Source organism: Selenomonas sp. KH1T6, assembly GCF_900108415.1.
GTDB lineage: Bacteria > Bacillota > Negativicutes > Selenomonadales > Selenomonadaceae > Selenomonas_B > Selenomonas_B ruminantium_A.
This window is the reverse complement of sequence record NZ_FNWN01000001.1, coordinates 159,455-179,012: the sequence shown is the minus strand read 5'-3', so window position 1 is coordinate 179,012 and position 19,558 is coordinate 159,455. Positions and strand designations below refer to the sequence as shown.

The following is a 19,558-nucleotide window of genomic DNA, read 5'->3' as shown; positions in this document are numbered from 1 at the left end:
AGCTTTTTGTTTATGATTTCAAGCGAAATACTTGGTTTGATCCTGGTTTTTATTGGCGTTCTCATAAGCTGGCAGACGTTTTTTGATAAACTGGGTGTCTATATTGCCAGTGCGGAAGCAGATGTCTTTCATGATGTGCTTGTGCAGATCCACCGTGGTCTTGACGCCTTCAATGCGGAATTCATTGAGGGCGCGCTGCATGATCTTGATAGCATCGCCACGGGTCCTGCCATGCACCACCAGCTTGGCAATCATGGAATCGTAATAGGGCTCTATGGCCAGGCCTGCCGTTACGCCGCTGTCAAAACGCACCCGTGGGCCGCTGGGCTCATGCAGGAAAGTGATCTGTCCCGGAGAGGGCATGAAGTTGTTGTCCGGGTCCTCAGCATTGATGCGGCATTCGATGGCATGACCAGCAAAAGTGATATCCTCCTGGGTGAATTCCAGCGGCTCGCCTGCAGCAATGCGAATCTGGGTACGCACCAGGTCAATGCCAGTTACAGCTTCAGTGACGCCGTGTTCCACCTGGATGCGGGGATTGATTTCCATGAAGTAGAATTCATTATTGGAAAGATCCAGCAGGAACTCTACCGTGCCAATATTGGAATAATGCACGCTTTTGGCAGCCTTTACCGCCAAAGCGCCTACCCGGTCACGCATATCCTGTGTGAGGGCGATAGAAGGAGATTCTTCCAACAGTTTCTGGTTGCGGCGCTGCAGGGAGCACTCACGCTCGCCAAGATGCAGGACTTCGCCGTAGTTATCAGCCACAATCTGCACTTCGATGTGGCGGGAACGGCCAATATAGTGCTCAAAGTAGTATTTTGTCTGGGTAATATCAACCAGTTCCAGGATGTTCTTCAGGTCTTCCTCAGACTGGGCTACGCACATACCCTTGCCGCCGCCGCCGGAGACTGGCTTCAGAATGACTGGGTAGCCTACTTCACGGGCAGCAGCGAGGGCTTCCTCATTGTCCTCGAGAGGGTCGCTGCCTTTGGCCATGGGAATCCCGGAAGGAGCAATGGAAGCCCTGGCCACATCTTTGTCACCAACCAGGCGGATGGTTTCCGGCATAGGACCGATCCAGGTAATGCCCGCTTCCGTGACCTGCTCGGCAAAATCCGCGTCTTCGGAGAGGAAGCCATAGCCAGGATGGATGGCATCAGCTTGGGTTTCCCGGGCTGCCCGCAGGATGGCGGCTTTATTGAGATAGCTTTCCACAGCATCAGCAGGGCCAACATTGTAGGCCAGATCAGCCAGCTGCACGTGCAGGGCGTTGGCATCAGCTTCAGAGTAAATAGCTACAGTTTCAATATCAAGCTCTTGACAAGCTCGTATAATGCGTACGGCAATCTCGCCACGGTTGGCAATAAGGACACGTTTGAACATAAGGATTGCCTCCTTGTTTACAATTTTTGTTAACGTAAGATGGTAATAGGTGATAATTGTACGTCAGCAGATTATATAACCTGCTACTAAATGCATCACGGGATTGATTCTAGCACACCTGTCAGGCAAATGCAATGATATTGTTTGGTTATGGACACGATTCTTTAAAAGAATACATGTATACACATTTCGATAAAGCTGCTTATGTAAAAAAAATCCCATAAGCCAGATGCTGATCTGACTTATGGGGATAATATATTCAGGATATTTATTTAGCACTATTATTTTTTTCAGCAGAAACTTCTTTCAGCCCGTAAATGGCTCCGGCGAAGGCAGAGGCCATGATGCGGGTCTCAATGTCCGGCTGCTTTCTGATTTCGGCTATATGGGCATGGAAGGTATCTTCCATTTCCATGACGTTCAGATAGATGGAAAGCCCAAGTTTATCACGCAAGTCACTTGATTTCAGGAAATTTGCCACCAGCTGCCCCCGGCGTTTTGGAGTATCAGCAGCGATCAGGGCATCTGCCAGGGATTTGATGATGGGGTCTTTGAACTTGTCAGCGGTCTTCCAGGCGGCCATGCAGGCCTTCTTCATGGGGAGGTTGTCCCGCACCAGGAAGAGGATGATAAGGGAGGCCATGGCCAGGACGCTCTTGTCGGCGGTCACACGCTCCACACATATCTTGTAGATTTCTTCCGGGTCTTCCTCTGTGCGGAGACCTAGTTCAATAGCTTGAGAAATATCTTCTGCTCCGGGTTGGAAAAACATTCCGGCTGCTGTCATGCACCCACGGGCGCGTTCTACTGCATCTCTTTCCACGGTCATCACCTCGAGAGGAGATTTCGCCAAGGGAAGGGGATTTTCCTGCCAGATAGCGCTCCCTAAAAGAGGATTTATGATATTTTAATTGAGGGCTTTTTCGATGGTGCCTCCGCCTACCACATAGCCTTCTCCGTCAGCCGTATAGAGGACGGCGGCCTGTCCCGGTGTGATAGCCCGCTGGGGGTCGCGGAAGGCAAGGCGGATCTTGCCATTTGCTTCGGGATAGACGGTGGCAGGCTGTTCCTTCTGGTTGTAGCGGGTTTTGGCCAGCACTTCCAGCGGCTCCTTCAGCTCAGGAAGGTAGATCCAGTTCATATCTCCTGCGATGAGTTCCCGGTGGAAAAGGGCGGCTTCAGGTCCTACGGTGACGGTGTTCTTTGCCATATCCTTGGCGCAGACGTAGACAGGCTCACCTAAGGCCAGTCCCAGGCCCTTGCGCTGGCCCAGAGTGTAGTGGACGGCCCCACGGTGCTGTCCGATGGTTTGGCCATGCAAATCAAGGAAAGCACCGGGCTGGTACTTCTTGCCCTGATACTTTTCCATGAAGCCCACATAGTCACCGTCAGGCACGAAGCAGATGTCCTGGCTCTCCCGCTTGTGTGCATTTATCAGCCCCAGCTTTTCGGCCAGTTGCCGGGTTTCCTCCTTGCTTTCCATTTCTCCCAGGGGGAATTTCACATGTGAAAGTTCCTCCTGGGTCAGCGTATAGAGCACATAGGTCTGGTCCTTGCTGAGGTCTTTGGCTTTTCGCAGCAGGAAACGGCCGTCTTTTTCCTCCACCCTGGCATAGTGGCCTGTGGCCACATACTCCATGCCTTTTTCTTTGGCAAAGTCCATGAGGCGGCGGAATTTCAAGCAGCGGTTGCAGTCGATGCAGGGGTTGGGAGTGCCGCCTTCCTCGTAGGTGCGGATGAATTTGTCGATGACTTCCCGCTTGAAGTCTGAGGTGAAGTCTTTCACCTCAAAGGGCATGCCCAGCCTCTGGGCTACGCTGGCAGCATCGTCTATATCCGACTGGGTGCAGCAGGTCTTGAAGATGGAAAGCCCGATATCCTCATTGTGGTAAAGCCTCATATTGGCTCCCATGCAGTCAAAGCCGGCCTCTTTCATCAGGTAGGCAGTGACCGAACTGTCCACCCCACCGCTCATGGCAATCAGGGCGGTTTTATTTTTATTTTCCATAAATATGTCCTCGCTTTCTTATGAGAAAAGTATAGCATATTGATGGGTGAGTGGAAAGAAAACATCAAGCTGGTTTACAAAACTTTACAAGATAACATATTTATGGGGTGAAATTTTTACATAAGGCTTTTATTCTGCATACAGCTGTGCTATAATAGAGAAAATTTCACATACTAAAGGAATAAAGACGGAAAGAAAAGGTGAATTTCTATGATCAACAGCAAGCTGAAGGATGACCTGACTGACCAGCTTTGCGATGCTGTGCTGGCTTTGCATAGCCAGGAGGAATGCTACCAGTTCTTTGAGGATATCTGCACCATCAGCGAGCTGAAGGCCATGTCCCAGAGGCTGGAGGTGGCCCGCATGCTCCGGGAAGGGCACACTTATGAAGATATCGTGGAGCGCACGGGGGCCAGTACGGCTACCATCAGCCGAGTGAAGCGCTGCCTGAACTACGGGGCTGACGGCTACAATATCGTGCTGGAGAGACTGAAGCCCCGGCAGGATTGATCATACTGGAGACCGTTAATATTTGACAAGCGAAGCGCAGACAAATATTTACGGATCCGTATATACAGCGTCCGCAAACTAACCCGTTTTGGTAAAATTCACCGAACGCGAGTATAGAAAATTAATGTCATGGGACAGGGGGATTTGATTTGGAGAAGAAGATACTTGAGATACCTTATGGCACCCGGGATTTCTTGCCCACGGAAGCCACGGAGAAGCGGATCATTGAGACGAAGCTGGCCAGGCTCTTCGGCAGCTGGGGTTATGATGAGGTGGTGACCCCCACCATAGAGTATTTGGAGACTCTGACAAAGGGCAGCAGCCGCACTTTGGAGCCGCACCTTTACAAGCTCTTCAGCAAGGACAACCGCATCATGGCTCTGCGTCATGAAATGACTACGCCCATCGCCCGTCTGATGGGCAGCCGCCTGCAGGGGCGGGAGCTGCCTCTGCGGTGCTCTTATATCAGCAGCGTCTTCCGCTATGAGCAGTCCCAGACGGGCAGGCAGTGCGAATTCTATCAGGCTGGCGTGGAGCTCATGGGCAGCGGCAGTGCGGCGGCAGATGCTGAGGTCATTGCCCTGGCGGTGCGCAGCGTGCTCTCGGCAGGGATTACGGATTTCAAGGTCTGCCTGGGGCAGGTGGAATTCGTCAGCGGGGTCATGGAGCAGTACCAGCTGGCAGAAAAAGACTGCGAGGCCTTGAAGGAGGCCATGGAGAAGCATGACCTGGTGCTGCTGGAGACTTTGGTGGATGACCTGCAGCTAAGCGACAGCGCCAAAAAGGCTTTGAAATCCCTGCCCCTGCTGAACGGCGGGCCGGAAATGCTGGAACAGGCCCGGGAAATGGCCCTGAACGCCAGAAGCCGCCGGGCTTTGGATAACCTGACAGAGATTTATCACCTGCTGGAGGCTTATCAGGTGGCTGACTATGTGCAGTTTGACCTGGGGATTATCCGTGACTTCAGCTATTACACGGGCATGGTCTTTGAGGCCTATACCCCGGAGCTGGGCTTCCCCCTCTGCGGTGGCGGCCGCTATGACAATCTGCTGGCAGATTTCGGCAATCCCTGTCCTGCTACGGGCTTTGCCTTAGGTATAGAGCGTGTGCTTTTGGCTCTGGAACGCCGGGGGGACGGCCTGCCGGAAACTCCCAAGGATGTGTATGTGGGGTATGCTCCCGGCAAGCTGGAGCAGGCCGTGAAGAAGGCTTTGGAACTGCGCCAGCAGGGCAAGGTGGCAGAGCTGGCTGCTTCTCCAGGTACGGAGCAGGAGGCAGAGGCCATGCAGCAGGGCCGTGGTTATAAGGAATTGCTGTTTATTTCCTAAGAGATGGCATGATGAAGATGGGGGAGAAGAAAAACCTGGGCCGGGTGGGGCAGTTCCTGCGGGCCATCAGCGCAAAGGTGACGGCAGAGGATATAGCCTTTATGGAAGCCCATCTGCCAGAGAAGGCACGGCCCTTGTTCCTGGCCATGCACCCGGCTGACCAGTGTCATGTGCTGAATGTGGCGCATACGGCGCTGGTAATGGCAGAGAAAGAGCCTAATATTGACAGGGAGTTTCTACTGCGGTGCTGCCTGCTGCATGATGTGGGCAGGGTGAAAGGCACGATGGATATCTGGGGCAAGGTCTTGGGGGTGCTGGCAGAGAAGCTCCTGCCGTCTGCTTTGAGGCGGCAGCTGGAATGCCGTCAGGCAGAGCATTTCTGGCAGAGGCCGGGACTGGCCCTTTATGTCTACCGCTGCCATGCAGAAATTGGGGCAGAGAAGCTGAAAGCATTGGGCTTTCAGAGGGAGGCAGAGCTTGTAAGACTCCATCATGCCCCTGAGGCTCAGGAAGACCCTGAGGAATTGAAGATACTGAGACGGGCAGATGCCCTGAATTGATAATTGATATATGGGAGGAATTTGATGCTGGCAAAGAGCAAGGATTATTTGACCATTGCCCTGCCCAAGGGAAAACTCTTTTCCCTGTCGGCAGAGCTGCTGGAGAAGATTGGCTACACGGCGGAAGGCCTTTCAGATAAATCCAGGAAGCTGGTCATCACAAATGAGGAAAAAAAGATTCGCTTCATCATCACCAAGACGGCTGATGTGCCCACTTATGTGGAATACGGGGCAGCGGATTTGGGGGTCATTGGCAAGGATGTGCTGGTGGAGTCCGGCAAGGATGTCTATGAGCTCCTTGACCTGGGCTTTGGCAAATGCCATGTGATGATGGCGGTGCCCCGCAAGGAAAAGCGGGAGCGGCTGACGGATTACGCCCAGACCCGCGTGGCTACCAAGTTCCCCCATATTGCCGAGATGTTCTTCACCCGCCACGGCATGCAGATGGAGTATATCAAGCTCAACGGCTCCATCGAGCTGGGGCCCATAGTGGGGCTTTCCGAGAGCATCGTGGATATCGTGGAGACGGGGACCACCCTGAAGGAAAATGATTTGGAGGAAATCGCCTATATCATGGACGCTACAGCCCGCCTAATTGCCAACAGGGTGAGCTTCAAGCTGAAATTCCAGCGCATCCACACCTTGGTGGAGGAACTGAAGAAAGTCATGGCAGCAGGGGAGGCAGGCAAATGAAGATAGTCAGGGCAAAAGAACTGGGAGCGGCCGCCATCGAGGCCATGCTGAAGAAGAAGGCCTTCGATGAGGTGGAGCTGAGCCCCAAGATCCGGGAGGGCAATAAGCAGCTCTTTGGAGAGGACCTTTCCGCTGCCGAGCTGGTGCGCCGCATTGTTGGCGATGTGCGCCGCGAGGGGGATGAGGCGGTTATCCGCTATACCAAGCTTATCGACAGGGTGGAACTTACGCCGGAAGATTTCCTGGTGACGGAGGCAGAGTTTGCAGCAGCAGAAAAGGCTGCAGACCCTCAGGTGGTAGAATCCCTGAAGAAGGCTGCTGCCAATGTGCGCCGCTATCATGAGGAGCAGAAGCCGAATTCCTGGATGACTTACAGGGAGCAGGGCTCTATCCTGGGCCAGTCCCTGATTCCCTTGGACAGGGTAGGCATCTACGTGCCGGGGGGCACGGCAGCTTATCCTTCCTCTGTGCTTATGAACGCAGTTCCCGCCTCCGTAGCAGGGGTGGGGGAAATAATCATGATGGTGCCGCCCAAGAACGGGGAAATCAATCCCTATGTGCTGGTGGCTGCCAGGCTGGCAGGAGTCAGCAAGATTTACAAGATTGGCGGCGCCCAGGCCATTGCGGCCATGGCCTTTGGTACAAATACCATTCCCCGTGTGGATAAAATCACGGGCCCTGGCAATATCTTCGTTACCCTGGCCAAGAAGGAAGTCTACGGCCATGTGGATATTGATATGCTGGCAGGTCCCAGCGAAATCCTCATTGTGGCAGACAAGAGCGCCGACCCGCGCTATACGGCGGCAGATATGCTGAGCCAGGCGGAGCATGACCCCCTGGCCTCCAGCATTGTCATCACTGATGATGAATCACTGGCTGAGAAGGTGGCGGCAGAGGCGGAGAAACAGCTGCAGCAGCTGCCCAGGCAGGAGATTGCCCGGGCTTCCCTTGAACGCAACGGCCTCATTGTCATTGCTGAAGATATGCTTCAGGCTGTCAGCTTTGCCAATGTCTCTGCGCCTGAGCACATGGAGCTCCTGACGGAGCAGCCCTTCCAGTTGCTGCCTTATGTGCGCCATGCAGGGGCGGTGTTCCTGGGAGCTTATTCTCCGGAGCCGCTGGGTGACTACTTTGCGGGACCGAACCATGTGCTGCCTACGGGAGGCACGGCCCGTTATTACTCCGTGCTGAATGTGGAAACCTTCATGAAGCGCATGAGCCTTATTTCCTACACCCAGCCCGCCCTGCAGGCAGTCAGCGAAGACATCATACGACTTGCAGAGACGGAAGGGCTTGATGCCCATGCCAATGCCATCAGGCTGCGCCGGGAGGAGAAGCAATGAGCGAATCGATGAATAAGCGTCAGGCAGAAGTGGCCCGCGATACGGCGGAGACTTCCGTCAAGGTGTCATTGAATCTGGACGGCAAGGGCGAGGGCTGCATAGATACGGGTATTGGCTTCTTTGACCACATGCTGAACCTCTTCCAGGCTCACGGCCTCTTTGATTTGGAGGTGCGCTGTGATGGGGACCTGGAGGTTGATGGTCACCACAGCATAGAGGATATTGGCATTACCCTGGGGCAGGCACTGAAAAAAGCTTTGGGCGACAAGCGCGGCATCAGGCGTTACGGCACCTTCTACCTGCCCATGGACGAGGCGCTGGCCTTTGTGTCCCTTGATATCAGCGGCAGGCCGTTCCTGGTTTACGATGGTGGCGAAATGGCCCCCATGATCGGCGGCTATGATACGGAACTGACAGAGGAATTCCTGCGGGCTTTGGCGGTGAATGCAGGGCTGACCCTGCATGTGAAGGTGCTCTATGGCACCAATTCCCACCACAAGGTGGAAGCCATCTTCAAGGCTCTGGGCCATGCCCTCCGAGAGGCCGTGTCCATAGACCCCCGGGTGCAGGGTGTGCCTTCGACGAAAGGGAGCTTATAATGATAGCAATAGTTGACTACGGTGTGGGTAACCTCTTCAGCGTCCACAAGGCACTGCTGGCTGCAGGGGCAGAAGCGGAAATCACCAGCGACGAGGCGGTGATCCGCCAGGCGGAGAAAATAGTGCTGCCGGGAGTAGGCGCCTTCGGGGATTGCATGAAGGAATTGAACCGTTCCGGCCTCATTCCAATTATTAAGGAAAGGATCAGTGTGGGTGTTCCTTTGCTGGGCATCTGCGTAGGGCTGCAGATCCTCTTCGAGGACAGCGAGGAAAGCCCCGGGGTGCCGGGGCTGGGGATTATCAAAGGCCATGTGAAGAAGATCGAGGCTCCGGGACTGAAGGTGCCTCACATGGGCTGGAATGCACTGGCTGAGGAAAAGAACACGGATTTGTATGATGAATTGCCTGCCAACAGCTATGTTTACTTCGTCCACAGTTACCATGCTGTGCCGGAAGATGCTGAGGTGGTGACAGCAATCACCAACTATGGCAGCGAGCTTACAGCTTCTGTGAAGCAGGGCAAGGTGGAGGCTACCCAGTTCCACCCGGAGAAGTCTGGCAGGACTGGCCTGCAGATATTGCGCAATTTCGTGAAGCGCAAGGCGTGAAAGGGGACATGGCATGAAACTTTTTCCGGCGATAGATATTCGGGGCGGCAAATGTGTGCGGCTCCTGAAGGGAGACTTTGACCAGGAGACGGTGTTCTCTGACAGTCCTGCCGAGATGGCAGCCCAGTGGGAGAGCCAGGGGGCGGAATTCCTGCATCTGGTGGACCTGGACGGCGCCAGGGCGGGCAAGCCCCAAAACCTGGCAACGGTGAAGGCAATTCTTGAGAAGGTGAAGATTCCCGTAGAGCTGGGGGGCGGCATCCGCACCCTGGAGCATATTGAGAAAGTCCTGGACCTGGGAGTCAGGCGGGTTATCCTGGGCTCCGTGGCAGTCCACGATCCGGCCTTGGTCAAGGCTGCCTGTGAGAAGTACGGCGACAGGGTGGTAGTGGGCATTGATGCCAAGGACGGCATGGTGGCAGTGGAGGGCTGGGCTGAGACCAGCAATCTGGAAGCACCCGTGCTGGGCAAGATGATGGCGGATGCCGGCGTGAAGACCATCATCTACACGGATATCAGCCGCGATGGAACTCTCTCCGGGGTGAATGTAGAAGCCACCGTGGAAATGGCCAGGAGGAGCGGACTGGAGGTAGTGGCCTCCGGCGGCGTCAAGAGCATTGAGGATATACGCGCTCTGAAGGCATACGAAAAAGAGGGGATTGCTGGAGCTATCCTGGGCAAGTCCCTCTATATGCATACGCTGGATTTGAAAGAAGCTCTGGCTGTGGCCGGAGCCTGACAGGAAAAAACGATAAATCATAAAAATACTGCTGACCGCCTCAATGGCTGGTCAGCAGTATTTTTAATGCGCGTTTCTTGTCTTCGGGAAGATTGTGGATAAGCTTCAACAAATCCTCGTCATCGTCTGCCTGTGTGTTTCCCTTTTCCCTGGGGGGATTGGAGATATCGTTCAGCTCCTCGATGGTGAAGTCCAGGGCCTGGCTGATGCGCAGCACATTGTCCATGGCGGCGCCGCCGATGGAGCCGTTCAGGATGGACAGGAGGGTGGTGTAGGGCATATTTATTTCTTGGGCAAAGGCTTTGAAGGTGTAGCCCCGCGCCTTGATGAGGGACTTTACATAATCTTCTCTTGTCACGGGGATACCTCCTTGTCTTGTTAATTATCGTCCTGCATCTCATTATAGACGTAGATTTGGCAAAAATAAAGGGCAAACTTGACAAAATTAAAAAAAGCTGGACTGAGAGGAATTTTTATGAGTGTTTTATGATAAACACTATCAAGCACGAAAAAACATAATAAAATATGCGTTTTCGTATTGACGGATGAAAGTTGATGTTGTATAGTAATAACTGTAAACGAAATATCGTTGTTGGATGCGTTAAGAAATGTCATAACGTGCCCAATATGATAAATTAAGAGCGAAAGCTAAACTCTTTGTATTGAAGCGTAAATTGCGTGTAAATTTTGAAGGGTGCAATGATTGCTCGGTTTATGGCCGCGGCAGTCAGAATGAGCTTAAAAAGGAGAGTTTCACGATGGAGAAAGCAACAGTCGTTGTTATCGGCGGCGGCGCTACCGGCGTAGGCATCCTGAGGGATTTGGCGATGCGTGGCGTGGATGTCATGCTCGTTGAGAAGCAGGACCTGGTGAACGGTGCCAGCTCCCGCTATCATGGGCTCCTGCACAGCGGTGGACGCTATGCAGTGAAGGATCAGGAAGCTGCCAGGGAGTGTATTGAGGAAAATATGATCCTGCGCAAGATTGGCAGATCCTGTGTGGAGGCTTCCGGCGGCATGTTCGTCCGCCTGGACAGCGATGATCCTGACTATGAGCAGCAGTGGGTGCAGGGCTGCAAGGACAGCGGCATTGAGGCTACCCCCATTACGCTGGCCAAGGCGTTTGAACTGGAGCCTCTCCTGTCCAAGCATGTGGTTTCCGCTTACCTGGTACCGGATGCAGCCATTGACGGCTTCCGCATGTCCTGGCAGAATGTGGATTCTGCCAAGCGCTACGGCGGCAGGGTGAAGACCTACACGGAAGTTGTGGGCGTCATCAAGGAAAACAACGAGGTTCACGGCATCAAGGTCCGTGATTACTTCACCGGGGAAGAGTACGAAATCGGCTGCGATATCCTGGTGAATGCTGCTGGCGGCTGGGCTGGCAAGGTGGCAGAGCTGGCAGAGCTGGAAGTGGGCGTGCAGCCTGACAAGGGCACCCTGATTGCTTTCAACCAGCGCATCACCAATCATGTGGTGAACCGCCTGCACAAGTCTTCCGATGGTGATATCTTCGTGCCTCATGGTTCCATCACCATCCTGGGCACCACTTCCATGAGCGTGCCCAGCGCTGAGGACACCAGCACTTCCCGTGAGGAAGTGGAGCACCTGCTCTCCATTGGTGAGATGACCTTCGAGAATCTGCGCAACTATCGCATGCTGCGTGCCTTTGCCGGTTCCCGTCCTCTTTACATGCCTCCCGGAGGTGCTTCCGGTCGTGGCGCATCACGCGGCTTCGCCATCGTGGATCACGAGAAGCAGGACGGCCTGAAGGGCATGTTCACCATCGTAGGCGGCAAGTTCACCACCTACCGTCTCATGGCAGAGCGCATGGCAGACCAGGTCTGCGCCAAGCTGGGCAACAAGGAAAAATGCCGTACTGCCGAAGAGCCGCTGGTACCTGAGGTCTCTGAGGAGGCCAAGAAAGCAGCCCGGAAGTATTTCCCGGCTTACGGCACGGATTTGGCCGCTACCCGTCTGGGCCCCGAGCGCTTTGCCAGGGTCACCGAGACTTTGGCCAGGGATCCCGAGAAGCGTGAACTCCTCTGCGAGTGCGAGAACGTCACCCGTGGCGAGGTGGAGGAGATGGCCAAGGAGCTCAGCAGCTTCCGCATCAACGATATCCGCCGCCGTACCCGTTTGGGCATGGGCACCTGCCAGGCTAATTTCTGCGCTCTCAGAAGTGCCAGCGTCTTTGCCAAGGTGGGCAGGGATGAGGCTGCCCGGGATTCCCTGGGGCAGATGAAGGAGTTCCTCCAGGGGCGCTGGAAGGGCATCCGTCCTGTGCTGCTGGGCCGTACCATCCGTGAGATGGAAATGACCAGGGCACTCTACGAATTATCATTTAACGTGAATGGGGGAGAAAAGGAATGAAGCATTCAGATGTCATAGTCATAGGCAGCGGGGTGGCCGGCATGACGGCTGCTCTCGCCAGCGCACAGCAGGGCAAGTCTGTGACGCTTTTGACCTATGGCGCCAGCTCCCTTTCATTGAATAGCGGGCTTATCGATATTTTAGCCTTTGATGATGAGCACAAGGCTGTGAAATCACCCCTTGAGGGAATCAAGAGTCTGCCTGCTGACCATCCGTACAGCAAGATTGGGGCGGATTATGTGGAGAAGGCTGTGGAGTTCTTCTGTGCCTTTGCCAAGAAATATCACCTGCCCTATCACGGCTCACTGAACAGCCAGATGATGGTTCCCACGGCTGTGGGCACCCTGAAGCCCACCTGCCTGGCACCCCATTCCCTGTCCGGCAGCGAGTCCTTTGTGGGCAAGAAGAAGGTCGTGGTTGTTGGCGTGAAAGGCCTCAAGGACTTTTACGCAGATATCATGATCCAGAACCTCAAGAAGGCCATGGGGGAGGAGCTCTCCTATGAATCCGTGGAAATTGATACGGGCATTGAGGGCGGCCGTGACCTGACTATTTTGGACGTAGCCCGCTGGCTGGATACTCCCAAGGGAGTGGATTCCTTTACGGAGCAGCTCAAGAGCTACAAGGGCCAGACTGAGACGGTGCTGATCGTGCCCCAGATTCTGGGCACCAGCGGCCATGCCTGCTACCTCACTGTAGCCAGCCGCATGGAGACCGATGTGGTGGAGACCACGGGCTTGCCGCCTTCCACCAATGGCTTGCGCCTGCAGGCTATCTTCCGTCAGGCACTCAAGGACAATGGTGTGGAATTCGTTGAGAACACCAAGGTCATCGGTGCCAGGGAAGAGGGCGGACGCTGCACAGGTGTCATTGCCCAGGCAGGTATCCGCCAGAAGGTCTACACTGCTGACAAGTACATCCTGGCTACTGGCGGCTTCTACAGCGGCGGCATCACCATGCGTGATTTCGAGCAGCCCAGGGAAGAGGTCTTCGGTCTGCCGGTGTTCTTCGTCAAGGGCGAGGAAAACTGGAGCAATGCAGAGCTTTTCTCCAACAAGCCCCAGGGATATGCCAAGACTGGCGTGCTTACGGACGAAAATCTTCGTCCTGTAGATGAAAATGGCAAGCTTGTGCTTGAAAATGTGTATGTTGTCGGACGTGACCTGGGTGGCTACGATCTTTGCTTCGAGCATTCCGGCAATGGCGTGGCTCTGGCTTCCGGCTATAAAGCCGCACAGATGTAAGGGAAGGGAGAGTCCGGAAGAATGAGCGAAGAAAAGATTTTTGAAGAAGAAAAAGCAGTTTATACAGCCGACCACTGCCTGTCCTGCACCTCCTGCATGTCAAGCTGCCCGGTGATGGAAGCTTCCAAGGAGTACCGCGGTCCGAAACTGGTGGGCCCTGCCCATGGCCGCATGCACTTCTCCCAGGATGACTACGAGGACAGCCTTGATTTCTGCTCCAACTGCAAATCCTGTGACCGTGCCTGCCCCTCCGGGGTAGCGGTGTCCACTCTCAATATGCTTCAGCGGGCAGAATATTACAGGCACAATCCCCATTCACAGAGGGATGAGATGCTGGCTCATGGCGAGCGCATGGCCAAGCTTGTGCGCATGATGCCCTTTGGTGCCACTTTTGCCAACCTGGGCATGAAGATCGGCAAGGCCTTGGGCATGTTCGGCATGATGGGCATTGCCGGTGAGCGCAATATGCCAGCCTATGCTGACAAGACTTTCTACCAGCTGTTCAAGGGCATGAGCCAGAAGCCTTCCGACAAGAAGGTGGTCTTCTACCCTGGCTGCTATATCAATGATAACGAGCCCCAGGTGGGGGTGGCTTTCGTGAAAGTCATGCAGGCCAACGGCATCGAAGTGCTCATTGACGAGCAGTTCAACTGCTGCGGTTCTCCCATGGTGGTCACGGGCTACCTTGATGAGGCCCATGAGCATGCCCATAATAATGTAAGCCGCATCCTGGAGTGGAAGAAGAAGGGCATTCCTGTGGTGGCCTGCTGCACCAGCTGCTCACTCATGCTGAAGCAGGAGTATGCAGAGCTCTTCGATGAAGAGGAAATGCACGAGGCAGCCCAGAATGTGTACGATGCCTTTGAGTATCTGGAAATTCTTGAACAGAAGGGCGAGCTCAACACCAGCTTCACGGCTGTGAATGAGGAATTGCTCTATCATGTGCCCTGCCACTTGAAGTCCCAGGGCTTCGGCACTCCTGCCTATGACATCCTTGGCCAGGTGCCTGGGGTGAAGGTGGAGAAGGCCGATGCAGGTTGCTGCGGCATCTCCGGCAACTACGGCTTCAAGAAAGATAAATATGATATTTCCATGAAGATTGGCGAGAAACTCTTTGAACGCATCAAGCTCAGCGGGGCCAATGAGGTCATCTGTGACTGTGGTACCTGCCGTATGCAGATCAATCACGGGACGCAGGCTAAAACCTGCCACCCGATTGAAATATTAGCAAGGGCTTACCAGAAGTAATGCTGGCAGGTCCTGGAAACTTTCCGAAAGGAAGTTTCTAAAGCCACAAGTGAAAGGAGTTTTAAAATGGTTCGTAGAATTGTTTTGCTCTGCTCCGCTGGCGTATCCACCAATATGCTGGTACGCCGTATGGAGAGTGAAGCAGCCCGTCTCGGTTATCCCTGTTCGGTCAGCTTCTATCCGGTGAATGAGGTGAAGCAGGCTGCAGAATTTGCAGACGTGCTCCTCCTGGCTCCTCAGTCTTCCTTTGAGCTTCCTGAGATTCAGGTGAAGTATCCCAATGTGAAGTCTGCGGTGATTCCTAAGGATCTCTATGCCAACATCGATGCAGACAAGATTCTTGACCTCGCTCAGAAAATCGTGGGCGACTATTAAGACTGCTTATCAGGTCCGGGCGTGATTCACGCCCAGGGCTTGGCACCCCGGGGAACACCCCAGGTGTACCCGGAATTTTCTTAAAATAATCAATAGAAAGAGGTTTTCAACATGGCAAAACAGTATGTAATGGCTCTGGATGCAGGTACTACTTCCAACCGCGCAATCATCTTTGACCGCAACTCGAAAGTGGTCGGCGTTTCCCAGAAGGAATTCACCCAGTACTTCCCGGAGCCGGGCTGGGTTGAGCATGATGCAGAGGAAATCTGGAGCACCATGGTCACCGTCATGAAAGAAGCTCTTGAGCAGTCCGGCCTGGTGGCCAGCGACATCGCTGCCATCGGTATCACCAACCAGCGCGAGACTACAGTGGTTTGGGATAAGAAGACCAGCCGCCCCATTTATAACGCCATCGTATGGCAGTCCCGTCAGACCGCTCCCATTGCTGAGGAGATGAAGGCAAAGGGCCTCGTGGATGAGGTTAAGGATAAGACGGGTCTCACGATTGATGCTTACTTCTCCGGCACCAAGATTCGCTGGATCCTGGATCATGTAGAGGGCGCACAGAAGAGAGCCGAGAACGGCGAGTTGGCTTTCGGTACTATTGATACCTGGCTTATCTGGAAGCTCACCGGCGGCAAGGCTCATGTCACCGACTACTCCAACGCTTCCCGTACCATGATCTACAACATCAACACCCTTGAGTGGGACAAGCAGCTCATGGAATATCTCAATGTGCCTGCTGCTATGCTGCCTGAGGTTAAGCCCTCCAGCTGCATCTATGGTGAGACTGTTCCCTCTGTCCTCGGCGCTGCTATCCCCGTGGCAGGCGCCGCCGGCGACCAGCAGGCTGCTCTCTTCGGCCAGAACTGCTTCGAGCCGGGCATGGCTAAGAACACCTATGGCACTGGCTGCTTCATGCTCATGAATACTGGTACAGATATAAAGAAATCCAAGAACGGCCTGGTCACCACCATTGCCTGGGGCTTGGATGGCAAAGTTGAGTATGCTCTTGAAGGTTCCATCTTCGTGGCTGGCTCCGCAATCCAGTGGCTCCGCGACGGCATCCGCTTGGTTGACTCCGCTCCGGATTCCGAATGGGTGGCCAAGAAGGTCAAGGACACCGCTGGTGTGTATGTAGTTCCTGCTTTCGTGGGCTTGGGCGCTCCGTACTGGGATCAGAATGCCCGCGGCACCATCATCGGTATCACCCGCGGCACCACCAAGGCTCATATCGTCCGCGCAACTCTCGACTCCCTGGCTTATCAGACCCGCGATGTGCTGGATGCCATGGAAGCAGATTCCGGCGAGAAGCTGCAGGCTCTGAAGGTTGACGGCGGCGCTTGCGCCAACAACCTCATGATGCAGTTCCAGGCAGACCTGCTGGGCGTTCCTGTTGACCGTCCGCAGATCATCGAAACCACCGCTCTCGGTGCTTGCTATCTGGCAGGCCTGGCTGTGGGTGTCTGGAGCAGCAAGGAAGAAGTCAAGGATGCCTGGAAGCTGGATACCCGCTTCGAGCCCTCCATGGACAAAGAAGAGTCCGACCGCCTCTACAAGGGCTGGCGCAAGGCAGTCAAGCATTCCATGCATTGGCTGGATGACGAGGAGTAAGAAAAAACTCCCCGCTTGAGAAGGGATATTTCTCAGAGGGGGAGGGGACTCCTCTCCCTCTGGGATAATATATCAAGTAATCATACTATTATCTAAAGAAAGAGGGATTCACATGGTAACAGGTTCTGAAAACCTTTTAGGCGAGTTCTTGGGGACTATGGTCCTCCTGGTACTGGGCTGCGGCGTTTGCGCCAACCTTACGCTCAACAAGTCCAAAGGTGTAGGCGGCGGGTGGATCTGCATAGCCTTCGGATGGGGCTTCGGCGTTACTTTCGGTGTCTTCACCGCTACTACCTTCGGCGCTCCTCAGGCTGACCTGAACCCGGCAGTTACTCTTGCCAAGACCTTTGCAGGTGTTTACACCTTCGGCCAGTTCATCACTACTTCTCTGGTGCAGATCTTGGGCGGCATCGTGGGTGCTACCATTGTATGGCTCACTTACCTTGCTCATTGGGAAGAGACTTCTGATCCTGCCGCTAAGCTCGGTATCTTCAGCACGGCTCCTGCTATCCGCAAGATGGGCCCGGCTCTCCTCACCGAGATCAGCGCTACTTTCTTCCTGATGTTCCTCATCTGGATGACTTTCTCTTCCTGCTTCGGCTACAGCGCAGAGACTGCTGCCAATACCTTCCTGGGCAACGGCTATGGCCCCTACATCGTAGGCATGCTCATCGTGGCTCTTGGCCTCTCTCTCGGCGGCCCCACCGGTTATGCTATGAACCCTGCTCGTGACCTCGGTCCCCGCATCGCTCATGCTATCCTGCCCATCCCGGGCAAGGGCGGCTCTGACTGGGAGTATGCCTGGGTTCCTGTGGTAGGCCCCCTGCTTGGCGCAACCCTTTCCTATGTGGTTTGCAGCGCTCTGGGCTACTTCCACTAAGCCAAACTTAGTTCCAACCAAAACATCATTGCTCTTTAAGAAAAGCCTGCTCAACGCGAGCAGGCTTTTTGAAATGGTCCACGACAGTTATTTTACTCTCATCTACGGTGTTTTTGATAGTCTCTTTTTGCCCGTCTGTCTCAGCGTACATCACTAAATTCCTATAACCTGGTTTCTGCCGCCTTCTTTAGCCATATATAGCGCTTGGTCAGCCCTTTTGACTAAGGAATCCATATCATCATCTTTGGCAACGCTGGTGACACCGAAACTCATGGTCACGTGTTTTACCACCCTGTAGCAGTTTTTTTCAACCTGCATTCTGAGGTTTTCAGCAAAGGATTTGGCTTCTTCAAGGCTGGTGTCCGGCAGGGCATAGAGGAATTCCTCACCGCCCCAACGTCCAAAGACATGCTGTGGCTGCAGATTATCCCTGATGAGATCAACCGTTTCCCGCAAAACCATGTCCCCAACATCATGGCCGTAGGTGTCATTGACCAGTTTGAAGTGATCGATATCCATAAAAATCAGGGAAACAGGAGCCAAATCATCTTCATGAAGCTTCAGTATGTCCGTGATCTTGTTTTCAAGTTCCCAGCGATTATAAATGCGGGTCAGACGATCAGTGTAGGCAATCCTGCCCAGTTCTCTGTTGCGCTGGTCGAGTTCGATGGAGGTGGTTTCAAGGAAATGGAGAATCCTATCCACAAAGGGGATGTACTCCCGCTCTTCCTCCTCTGGAGGACTGTCTTTCCCAACGAAGTCTATGCAGATGTGGAACTCATCTTTTGTGGAGGGATTTTCAGCAAGCCCTACTGCTACCAGCGCACTGGTCAGAGATCCTCCTCCCCCGTCCGGGGAATAGAAGAGTTCTGCATAGCCAATGGCAACGGATAGCTCTGGAGAATTTTCTCTGAAGCTGTCGGTTTCACGGCTGGCCTGATCCTTGAGGAATCTTATCCTGTTCCCGCATTCGAACAAAAATACGGCCTCGGGATGAAATCTTTTGAGGCCGTTGACCGACTGGTCAATGATCTGCATAAGATTGTTAGGGTTTCCGTAAGAAAGCCTGAAGGTTTCGCCTTTCACTACATCGGCAGTGAAGTAAATGGAACCATCTTCTCCGAAATTAGAAGGCACTCTGGCCAGGGAACAGTTTTTTCTGTGGAAGATCAGAGGAAACTCACAAACATTGTGGACGAAATAACTGTTAGGGGTTACGTTCAGATATTTGGAATAAACTTCAGTGGCTGGTTTGTGGTCTATTTCTGAAATGATGTGGTCGCCTTCTGTCTTTGTTACCAGCATTTGCAAGCCGATTTCCTTGAAGCCGAGGCAGTTGTCCATGTACAGGCGCAAATCATCGCCTGCAAAGATAACAGCAACTATGCCATTGGCACGTGCTTTCCTGCCATATACCAGAGCAGTATTGAGAGCCCTGATGCTGCGGCCAGCTTTTGCTCCAAAAATGGGAAGGTCATGGTGGCTGATTTCATTGATGAAAGCTGTTATAGCTGTGCAGCCGCAGGAATAGCAGATCAGGATGCACCTGGCATCAGGGATGCCCTGAAGTTGATGGTGTGCCAAACGCCCGGCATCAAAACCTGTTTCGGTGTCCATGTCAAAATCAAGTGCCAAGAGCCTGGTAGTCCTGAAGAAGGTAGCATTAAGTTCTACAGGTCTATCCTTGATATCAAATCTTTCATCTGCTATATTGGCGCAGGTAATTCCTACCAGGCAGGCTTTGCTGCATTTTGAACTGATACGCTCGACAATCTGCGTGTCATTAATGTTTATCTTAGGATTATAAAGCTGCAAAAGGACTCCCGAGGCCTTTGTATAGTATTCACTGGCGGTTATCGCAGATATGATTTTTTCCATTTCGTCAAATGAGTGGAAAGTATATTTTCTCTGGATCATAGATTTTGCACCTCTTCAGCAGGTCTGAACTGAGGTAAAATGTAGGCTGTTTGTCCTGTAGTAGTCGTAGAATTTGACCATGGTGCTGCCTCCTTATATACTTGTAGGTAGATAGCCTGCCCTGCAGGGCA

19 protein-coding genes are annotated in these 19,558 nt (G+C 53.6%); 14 read left to right on the top strand and 5 right to left on the bottom strand.

The window, feature by feature from the left end; translation table 11 throughout:
* Positions 1-18: 18 nt before the first annotated feature.
* From BLW59_RS00835 to mnmA, 3 genes are all read right to left on the bottom strand, one after another.
* A complete protein-coding gene (locus BLW59_RS00835) occupies positions 19-1,389 on the bottom strand; it encodes an acetyl-CoA carboxylase biotin carboxylase subunit (RefSeq protein WP_029544088.1) in 1,371 nt (456 codons plus the stop codon).
* A gap of 268 nt (positions 1,390-1,657) precedes the next feature.
* Positions 1,658-2,212, bottom strand: a complete 555-nt coding sequence (locus tag BLW59_RS00830; protein WP_139283490.1) for a hypothetical protein — start codon at positions 2,210-2,212, stop codon at positions 1,658-1,660.
* 84 nt (positions 2,213-2,296) lie between these two features.
* Positions 2,297-3,397: a tRNA 2-thiouridine(34) synthase MnmA gene (gene mnmA / locus BLW59_RS00825; RefSeq protein WP_074695359.1), complete on the bottom strand. Its 1,101-nt coding sequence runs from the start codon at positions 3,395-3,397 to the stop codon at positions 2,297-2,299.
* Positions 3,398-3,607: 210 nt separating this feature from the next.
* Between mnmA and BLW59_RS00820 the strand changes: the two genes are divergently transcribed.
* The 8 genes from BLW59_RS00820 to hisA all read left to right on the top strand — a co-directional run bounded on the left by BLW59_RS00820 (position 3,608) and on the right by hisA (position 9,777).
* Positions 3,608-3,907 (top strand): YerC/YecD family TrpR-related protein, encoded by a 300-nt coding sequence (locus BLW59_RS00820; protein ID WP_029544082.1) that lies wholly within the window; start codon positions 3,608-3,610, stop codon positions 3,905-3,907.
* Between the two features lie 149 nt (positions 3,908-4,056).
* Complete coding sequence (gene hisZ / locus BLW59_RS00815) at positions 4,057-5,235, top strand: ATP phosphoribosyltransferase regulatory subunit (RefSeq protein ID WP_074695358.1); 1,179 nt, start codon at positions 4,057-4,059, stop codon at positions 5,233-5,235.
* 8 nt (positions 5,236-5,243) lie between these two features.
* On the top strand, positions 5,244-5,795 hold the full coding sequence (locus BLW59_RS00810; RefSeq protein ID WP_318258189.1) for an HD domain-containing protein: 552 nt from the start codon (positions 5,244-5,246) through the stop codon (positions 5,793-5,795).
* A gap of 24 nt (positions 5,796-5,819) precedes the next feature.
* Entirely contained in the window at positions 5,820-6,488 is a 669-nt protein-coding gene (hisG, locus tag BLW59_RS00805; protein WP_029544077.1) for an ATP phosphoribosyltransferase, read from the top strand.
* Positions 6,485-7,831: a histidinol dehydrogenase gene (gene hisD, locus BLW59_RS00800; RefSeq protein ID WP_029544075.1), complete on the top strand. Its 1,347-nt coding sequence runs from the start codon at positions 6,485-6,487 to the stop codon at positions 7,829-7,831. The genes hisG and hisD overlap by 4 nt, the downstream gene beginning before the upstream one ends.
* A gap of 8 nt (positions 7,832-7,839) precedes the next feature.
* Positions 7,840-8,430: an imidazoleglycerol-phosphate dehydratase HisB gene (gene hisB / locus BLW59_RS00795; protein WP_029544074.1), complete on the top strand. Its 591-nt coding sequence runs from the start codon at positions 7,840-7,842 to the stop codon at positions 8,428-8,430.
* Positions 8,430-9,038, top strand: a complete 609-nt coding sequence (gene hisH, locus BLW59_RS00790) for an imidazole glycerol phosphate synthase subunit HisH (RefSeq protein ID WP_074695356.1) — start codon at positions 8,430-8,432, stop codon at positions 9,036-9,038. The genes hisB and hisH overlap by 1 nt, the downstream gene beginning before the upstream one ends.
* Before the next feature lie 13 nt (positions 9,039-9,051).
* Entirely contained in the window at positions 9,052-9,777 is a 726-nt protein-coding gene (hisA, locus tag BLW59_RS00785) for a 1-(5-phosphoribosyl)-5-[(5-phosphoribosylamino)methylideneamino]imidazole-4-carboxamide isomerase (protein WP_074695354.1), read from the top strand.
* 40 nt (positions 9,778-9,817) lie between these two features.
* Here the strand turns inward: hisA and BLW59_RS00780 are convergent, their stop codons facing one another.
* Entirely contained in the window at positions 9,818-10,135 is a 318-nt protein-coding gene (locus BLW59_RS00780; protein WP_074695352.1) for a helix-turn-helix domain-containing protein, read from the bottom strand.
* A 400-nt stretch (positions 10,136-10,535) separates the two neighbouring features.
* On the opposite strand from BLW59_RS00780, the gene glpA reads away from it, so the two are divergent.
* The 6 genes from glpA (at position 10,536) to BLW59_RS00750 (ending at position 17,510) form a co-directional block, all read left to right on the top strand.
* On the top strand, positions 10,536-12,149 hold the full coding sequence (gene glpA / locus BLW59_RS00775) for an anaerobic glycerol-3-phosphate dehydrogenase subunit GlpA (RefSeq protein WP_074695350.1): 1,614 nt from the start codon (positions 10,536-10,538) through the stop codon (positions 12,147-12,149).
* Entirely contained in the window at positions 12,146-13,393 is a 1,248-nt protein-coding gene (gene glpB, locus BLW59_RS00770; protein WP_029544067.1) for an anaerobic glycerol-3-phosphate dehydrogenase subunit GlpB, read from the top strand. The genes glpA and glpB overlap by 4 nt, the downstream gene beginning before the upstream one ends.
* A gap of 21 nt (positions 13,394-13,414) precedes the next feature.
* Positions 13,415-14,641: an anaerobic glycerol-3-phosphate dehydrogenase subunit C gene (locus BLW59_RS00765; protein WP_029544066.1), complete on the top strand. Its 1,227-nt coding sequence runs from the start codon at positions 13,415-13,417 to the stop codon at positions 14,639-14,641.
* Between the two features lie 66 nt (positions 14,642-14,707).
* A complete protein-coding gene (locus tag BLW59_RS00760) occupies positions 14,708-15,016 on the top strand; it encodes a PTS lactose transporter subunit IIB (protein ID WP_029544064.1) in 309 nt (102 codons plus the stop codon).
* Between the two features lie 111 nt (positions 15,017-15,127).
* Complete coding sequence (glpK, locus tag BLW59_RS00755; RefSeq protein WP_029544063.1) at positions 15,128-16,630, top strand: glycerol kinase GlpK; 1,503 nt, start codon at positions 15,128-15,130, stop codon at positions 16,628-16,630.
* 112 nt (positions 16,631-16,742) lie between these two features.
* On the top strand, positions 16,743-17,510 hold the full coding sequence (locus BLW59_RS00750; RefSeq protein ID WP_074695348.1) for an MIP/aquaporin family protein: 768 nt from the start codon (positions 16,743-16,745) through the stop codon (positions 17,508-17,510).
* Between the two features lie 153 nt (positions 17,511-17,663).
* On the opposite strand, the gene BLW59_RS00745 is transcribed toward BLW59_RS00750, so the two are convergent.
* The gene (locus BLW59_RS00745) at positions 17,664-19,427 is read right to left on the bottom strand and encodes a diguanylate cyclase (protein ID WP_074695346.1); all 1,764 of its coding nucleotides are present in this window, start codon (positions 19,425-19,427) and stop codon (positions 17,664-17,666) included.
* Positions 19,428-19,558: the final 131 nt, after the last annotated feature.

What these genes read in the sequence shown, in the direction of transcription:
- BLW59_RS00760 (WP_029544064.1), top strand. Translation starts at nt 14,708, where the DNA reads ATGGTTCGTAGAATTGTTTTGCTCTGCTCCGCTGGCGTATCCACCAAT.
- mnmA (WP_074695359.1), bottom strand. Translation starts at nt 3,397, where the DNA reads ATGGAAAATAAAAATAAAACCGCCCTGATTGCCATGAGCGGTGGGGTG.
- glpB (WP_029544067.1), top strand. Translation starts at nt 12,146, where the DNA reads ATGAAGCATTCAGATGTCATAGTCATAGGCAGCGGGGTGGCCGGCATG.
- BLW59_RS00745 (WP_074695346.1), bottom strand. Translation starts at nt 19,427, where the DNA reads ATGATCCAGAGAAAATATACTTTCCACTCATTTGACGAAATGGAAAAA.
- BLW59_RS00820 (WP_029544082.1), top strand. Translation starts at nt 3,608, where the DNA reads ATGATCAACAGCAAGCTGAAGGATGACCTGACTGACCAGCTTTGCGAT.
- hisA (WP_074695354.1), top strand. Translation starts at nt 9,052, where the DNA reads ATGAAACTTTTTCCGGCGATAGATATTCGGGGCGGCAAATGTGTGCGG.
- BLW59_RS00810 (WP_318258189.1), top strand. Translation starts at nt 5,244, where the DNA reads ATGATGAAGATGGGGGAGAAGAAAAACCTGGGCCGGGTGGGGCAGTTC.
- hisD (WP_029544075.1), top strand. Translation starts at nt 6,485, where the DNA reads ATGAAGATAGTCAGGGCAAAAGAACTGGGAGCGGCCGCCATCGAGGCC.
- BLW59_RS00765 (WP_029544066.1), top strand. Translation starts at nt 13,415, where the DNA reads ATGAGCGAAGAAAAGATTTTTGAAGAAGAAAAAGCAGTTTATACAGCC.
- hisH (WP_074695356.1), top strand. Translation starts at nt 8,430, where the DNA reads ATGATAGCAATAGTTGACTACGGTGTGGGTAACCTCTTCAGCGTCCAC.
- BLW59_RS00750 (WP_074695348.1), top strand. Translation starts at nt 16,743, where the DNA reads ATGGTAACAGGTTCTGAAAACCTTTTAGGCGAGTTCTTGGGGACTATG.
- glpA (WP_074695350.1), top strand. Translation starts at nt 10,536, where the DNA reads ATGGAGAAAGCAACAGTCGTTGTTATCGGCGGCGGCGCTACCGGCGTA.
- glpK (WP_029544063.1), top strand. Translation starts at nt 15,128, where the DNA reads ATGGCAAAACAGTATGTAATGGCTCTGGATGCAGGTACTACTTCCAAC.
- hisG (WP_029544077.1), top strand. Translation starts at nt 5,820, where the DNA reads ATGCTGGCAAAGAGCAAGGATTATTTGACCATTGCCCTGCCCAAGGGA.
- hisB (WP_029544074.1), top strand. Translation starts at nt 7,840, where the DNA reads ATGAATAAGCGTCAGGCAGAAGTGGCCCGCGATACGGCGGAGACTTCC.
- BLW59_RS00835 (WP_029544088.1), bottom strand. Translation starts at nt 1,389, where the DNA reads ATGTTCAAACGTGTCCTTATTGCCAACCGTGGCGAGATTGCCGTACGC.